At 70.3% G+C, this 5,334-nt stretch carries 5 protein-coding genes; 3 read left to right on the forward strand and 2 right to left on the reverse strand.

The window, feature by feature from the left end; translation table 11 throughout:
* Positions 1-711, forward strand: a 711-nt coding sequence (locus tag E4L98_RS17020; protein ID WP_135202740.1) for a GlxA family transcriptional regulator, incomplete at its 5' end; no start/stop codon positions are given.
* Here the strand turns inward: E4L98_RS17020 and E4L98_RS17025 are convergent.
* Positions 645-1,916 carry an MFS transporter gene (locus E4L98_RS17025; RefSeq protein WP_135202741.1) on the reverse strand — a complete coding sequence of 424 codons (1,272 nt, stop codon included), beginning with the start codon at positions 1,914-1,916 and terminating at the stop codon, positions 645-647. The two genes, E4L98_RS17020 and E4L98_RS17025, sit on opposite strands and share 67 nt — an antisense overlap.
* An 86-nt stretch (positions 1,917-2,002) precedes the next feature.
* Here E4L98_RS17025 and E4L98_RS17030 point away from each other — a divergent pair, with 86 nt between their 5' ends.
* Both E4L98_RS17030 and E4L98_RS17035 read left to right on the forward strand, forming a co-directional pair.
* Positions 2,003-2,641 (forward strand): response regulator transcription factor, encoded by a 639-nt coding sequence (locus tag E4L98_RS17030; protein ID WP_205746758.1) that lies wholly within the window; start codon positions 2,003-2,005, stop codon positions 2,639-2,641.
* A gap of 13 nt (positions 2,642-2,654) precedes the next feature.
* The gene (locus tag E4L98_RS17035; RefSeq protein ID WP_167761359.1) at positions 2,655-3,560 is read left to right on the forward strand and encodes a catalase; all 906 of its coding nucleotides are present in this window, start codon (positions 2,655-2,657) and stop codon (positions 3,558-3,560) included.
* Here the strand turns inward: E4L98_RS17035 and E4L98_RS17040 are convergent.
* Positions 3,527-5,334: ATP-binding protein (locus E4L98_RS17040; protein WP_229257427.1), on the reverse strand; the 1,808-nt coding region annotated here is incomplete at its 5' end. The two genes, E4L98_RS17035 and E4L98_RS17040, sit on opposite strands and share 34 nt — an antisense overlap.

The raw sequence follows: 5,334 nt of genomic DNA on the forward strand, positions 1-5,334 counted from the left end.
GTGCGCTGCATGGCGCAGCAGGCGCGGCGCGCCGGCAGCATCTGCACCGGGGTCGAGCTGCTGGCCGCCACCGGCCTGCTGGACGGGCGCCGCGTCAGCACCCATTTCGCCCGCGCGGCGGAGCTGCAGCAGCGCTTCCCGCTGCTGCGGGTCGAGCCGCAGTCGATTTACATCGAGGATGGCAAATACTGGAGTTCGGCCGGGATGTCGGCCTGCATCGACCTGGCGCTGGCCATGGTGGAACAGGATCATGGCGCCGAGCTGGCGCGGGAGATCGCGCGCCAGATGGTGATCTACCACCGGCGCGGCCGCGCCGATACGCAGTCGTCCACCATGCTGGACCTGGCGCCGCGCAGCGACAGCATGCAGAAGGTGCTGGCCTATGTGCGCGGCCATCTGCGGCGCGCGCTGTCGGTGGAGGAACTGGCCGCCGTGGCCAATCTGAGCCGGCGCCAGTTCACGCGCCGCTTCCGCGACGAGACGGGCCAGTCGCCGGCCAAGGCGGTGGAGGCGCTGCGGGTGGAAACCGCGCGCAGCATGCTGGGCGAATCGCGCCACACGCTGGAATACATCGCGCGCGAGGCCGGCTTCGCGCAGGTGGAGCAGATGCGGCGCGCCTTCCTGCGCGTGTGCGGCGCTTCGCCTCAGTCCTTGCGCGGACGGACGAACAGCGCGGTCAGCATGCCGACGCCGCAGATGGCGATGACGTAATACGCGGGGCCGAGCGGATCGTTCTTCAGCAGCAGCGTCACCAGCACCGGCGTCAGGCCGCCGAAGATGGCGTAGGACAAATTGTACGAGAACGACAGGCCGCTGAAGCGCACCTGCGGCGGGAAGGCCAGCACCAGCACGCGCGGCACCGCGCCGACCACGCCGACGAAGAAGCCGGTCAGCCCGTACAGCGGCAGCAGCAGTTCCGGCTGCGTGCGCAGCGTGGTGTAGAACACCCAGATGCACGCCGCCAGCACCAGCGATCCCGCCAGCAGCACCGGCCGCGAGCCAAGGCGGTCGGACAGGGCGCCAAACACGATGCAGCCCAGCGCCAGGCCGATGGTGGCGACGGTGTTGGCCAGCAGCGAGGTGCGCGGCGCCACATGATAAATCTTTTGCAGCAGGGCGGGCGTCATCAGGATCACCACCACGATGCAGGCCGACAGCATCCAGGTCAGCAGCATGGAGACGATCACGCCGGCGCGGTGGCCGCGCAGCACCGCTTTCAGCGGCATCTCGGCGGCCAGCGCCTTGCGCTGCTGCAGTTCGGCGAACACCGGCGTCTCGTGCAGCCAGCGGCGCAAATACATGGAGCCGAGGCCGAACACGCCGCCCAGCAGGAAGGGGATGCGCCAGGCGCCGTCCGCCACCTCGGCCGGGGTGTAGGCGGTGTTCAGCGCGGTGGCCACCAGGGAGCCGAGCAGGATGCCGACCGTGAGGCCGGCGGTCAGCACGCCGCAGGCGTAGCCGGTGTGGCGCGCCGGCACGTGCTCGGACACGAACACCCAGGCGCCCGGCACCTCGCCGCCGACCGCCGCGCCCTGCAGCACGCGCATCAGCAACAGCAGGATGGGCGCCGCCAGGCCGATGCCGGCGTAGGTCGGCAGCAGGCCGATGGCCAGCGTCGGCACCGACATCAGCAGGATCGACAGCGTGAACATGCGCTTGCGGCCCAGCAGGTCGCCGAAGTGCGCCATGACGATGCCGCCCAGCGGCCGCACCACGTAGCCGGCGGCGAAGATGCCGAAGGTCTGCAGGGTGCGCAGCCAGTCCGGCATCTCCGGCGGGAAGAACAGCTGGCCGATGGCGTTGGCGAAGAAGACGAAGATGATGAAGTCGTAGAATTCCAGGGCGCCGCCCAGGGCGGCCAGCGACAGTGTCTTGTAGTCCTGGCCCGTCAGGGCGCGTGCGGCGGTGGTGTGCATGTAGGGCGGGGCGGTAAACGATAATCGCCTAGTCTACCCTAGTTCGGGGGATACCGGCAGTGACCAAAGGGCGTAGAATAACGGTCATGATGACTGCCCAGACTCCTATCCGCGTGATGATCGTCGACGATCACCCCCTGCTGCGCGAGGGGTTGCTTGCCATGCTGGACAAGGTGCCCGACATCGCGCTGGTGGCGGAGGCCAACAGCGGCGAGGAAGCCGTGGCCCGCTACAACGAGGTGCGGCCCGACGTCACGCTGATGGATCTGCGCATGCCCGGACTGGGCGGCCTGAACGCGATCGCGGCGATCCGCCGCGCGCGGCCGAACGCGCGTTTGATCGCGCTCAGCACCTATGCCGGCGGTTCACTGGTGAACGCGGTGCACAAGGCCGGCGCCAGCGGCTATCTGCTCAAGAGCATGCTGGCCGAGAATGTGCTGGACAGCATACGCGCGGTGCACCGCGGGCGCGGCGTCTGGCCGTCCGAGCTGCTGGGCGGGCAGATGTTCTTCAACAAGGACAACCTGAGCTTCCGCGAGCTCGACGTGGTGCGCCACGCGGCCGGCGGCCTGTCCAACCGCGAGATCGGCGAGGCGCTCGGCATCAGCGAGGAGACGGTGAAAAGTTATATGCGCACCATTCTCACCAAGCTGAATGCCAACGACCGCACGCATGCGGTCACGATCTGCCTGCAGCGCGGCCTGCTCGACACCTGGGAATTGTAGTGCTGCCGTCATCATGAGCGCGGCGCCCGGCCTGCAGGCCTTGATCGAGGCCATGCGCAGCGTCTACGGCGAGCCGGGAGGACAGCGCGCCATGCATCGGCGCGGCTACTGCGCGGTCGGTTTTTTCGCGCCCCATCCCGACATCGCGCGCATCGTCGACACGCCGCTGCTGCGCGACGGCCCCGTACCTGCGACGGTGCGCTTCTCGGTCGGCGGCGAGGCCGATGCCTCGGAAAAGAGCCGCAGCCTGCGCGGCATGGCGGTGCGCCTGCATGGCCGGCCGCAAGACTGCGACCTGGTGCTGATCTCGGAGCCGGCGTTTTACGCCGCCACCCCGGTTTCCTTCCTCGGCTACCTGCAGGCGCGCGTGCCCGACCCTGCCACCGGCCGGCCCGACCCGCGGCGCCTCGCCGCCCACGACCAGGCCTTTCCCGAGGCGGCGCGCCACGCGGCGCGGCTGGCCGCGCACCCGGCGCCGGCGTCCTATGCGACCACGCCGTATTTTTCCAATCACGCCCTGCTGTTTACCGACAGCGGCGGCAAGACCCGCGCCGTACGCCTGTTGGTCGAGCCGGTGGCGGGGGTGCAGTATCTGAGCCCGTGGCAGGAACAGCGCCTGCCCGATGCCTTCCTCGAAGGCGAGATGGACGAGCGCCTGCTGCGGGGGCCGATCCGCTTCCGGCTGCTGGCGCAACTGCAGGGACGGGACGATCCGGCCGACGATCCGAGCGCGGAGTGGCAGGGCGCGGGCAAGGTGCCGCTGGGGATGCTGCTGATCAGCGCCCTGGCCGACGACGACTGCGACGCCATGGTGTTCACGCCGACCCGGCTGCCGCCGGGGATCGCGCCCGGTGACGACCCGATCCTGCGCGCGCGCGCCGAGATTTATGCGCTGGCCTCGGCCTCGCGCCGGCGGTAGGCCAGTTCCGCCGGCACGGTGATGGTCCAGCTGGTGCCGGCGGCGCCGGTGTCCAGTTCGAGCCGCGCATGCAGCCGGTCGGCGCGTTCGTACAGGCCGGGCAGGCCCCAGTGACCCGGCCTGGCGCGGGCCGCCGCCACCGCCGGCGGCAGCCCGCCGCCGTTGTCGCCGACGCTCAGGCGCAAACTGCGCTCGCCATATTGCAGCAGCACCCGCACCTCGGAGGCCTGGGCGTGACGGAAGGCATTCAGCAGGCATTCGCGCCCCATCAGCAGCAATTCGTCGCGCACCACCGGGTGCAGCTCGCGTTCCCGGCCCTCGCTGTGCAGCGCGAAGCGCGGCGCGGGCTGGCGCTGCGCCTGGGCGATGTCGTGCAGTGCCGCCGCCAGCGGGCGCTGGTCCGGCTCGGCCGCGCGCAGTTCGCTGACGCGGTCGCGGCCTTCGACCAGCGCGGCCGTGGCCTGGCGTACGGTGCGCTCCATCATCTGGTGTATCGGCTCCCCGGCCGGCAGACGCGACGACAGCGCCTTGACGTTCAGGATCACCCCCTGCATCGATTGCAGCAGCGTGTCGTGCAAATCACGGGCGATGCTTTCGCGTTCGGCCGCGCGCAGGTTGATGCGTTCCAGCGCGCGCCGGGTGCCGACCCGCAGCCGGTAGCGGTACAGCAGATACAGCGCCGCCGCCGCCAGCGCCGCCAGCAGCGCCATGAACCACGATGTCTGCACGAAGCGCGGTTCGAGGCCGAAGGTCAGCGTCTCTTCCTTGCTGTGGATGCCATCCTCGTTGACGGCCTGCAGGTGGAAGCGGTAGGCGCCGGGCGCCAGGTTGGTGTAGTAGGCGCTGCGGCGTGCGCCGGCGTCCTGCCAGTCCTGGTCGACGCCGTCCAGGCGGTAGCGGAACTGCAGCTTTTCCGGCTTGACGGCGCCCAGACCGGTGTAGTCGATGCGCAGCTGCGAGGTGCCGGGCGGCAGGCGCAGGCCCGCCTGCGCCGGGTAATTCTGCCCGGCCGTGATGCTGCGGATTTCCGCGCGTGGCATGACGGCGCCGCGCCACAGCTTGCGCGGGTCCAGCCGCCGCAGGCCGGAAGTGGTGGCGAACCACAACTGCCCACCCGCGGCCAGCGCGCTGTTGAAGCGGACGCCGGTGGCCGCCTCGCCGGCGTAACCGTCCGACTCGTCGAACAGGTCGTAGCTCAGCGGCTGGTCGGGTTGCGCCGTGGCACGTTGCCAGTCGGCGCGCGTCACGTGCACCACACCGCGCGCGCCGTTCAGCCAGCGGTCGCCGTTGGCATCGACCACCACGCCGCTGACGTTGTACAGCACCTCCGGACGTGCGGCCGTCAGCTTGCGCAGGCCGCCCGCCAGCAGCACCGCGATCCCCTGTTCGCCACACACCAGCAGGCCGTCGTCGGCCGACAGCGCGGTCAGCGCGCCGAGTTTCAGGCCGTCCGTTTTCAGTGTGGCCAGCACGCGGCCGTTATCAAATTGCGTGATCAGCCCATCGCTGCCGCCGAACCAGACCTTGCCTTCGCCCTGTGGCGCGGCATACAGGTAGTTGTGCGGCATGCCGTAGTCGGCGATCTTGCGCCAAGCGCCATCGACCCGCACGAAGCTGCCGCGCGCCGGCAGTTTCAGCCACAGGTGGCGGCCGTCGTCGAACAGGCCGCGCACTTCGCTGGCGGGGCCCGGCGGTATGGCGATGCGCTCGACCCGCGCGCCGTCGCGCCGCTCGACATATTCGGCGGCGGCCAGCAGCAGCGTGCCGCCGCTGC

The sequence above is a fragment of the Duganella callida genome (genome assembly GCF_004614165.1).
GTDB lineage: Bacteria > Pseudomonadota > Gammaproteobacteria > Burkholderiales > Burkholderiaceae_D > Rugamonas > Rugamonas callida.

Excerpts from the sequence above, each read along its gene's own strand:
- E4L98_RS17035 (WP_167761359.1), top strand. The coding sequence starts at position 2,655 with ATGAGCGCGGCGCCCGGCCTGCAGGCCTTGATCGAGGCCATGCGCAGC.
- E4L98_RS17030 (WP_205746758.1), top strand. The coding sequence starts at position 2,003 with ATGATGACTGCCCAGACTCCTATCCGCGTGATGATCGTCGACGATCAC.
- E4L98_RS17025 (WP_135202741.1), bottom strand. The coding sequence starts at position 1,916 with ATGCACACCACCGCCGCACGCGCCCTGACGGGCCAGGACTACAAGACA.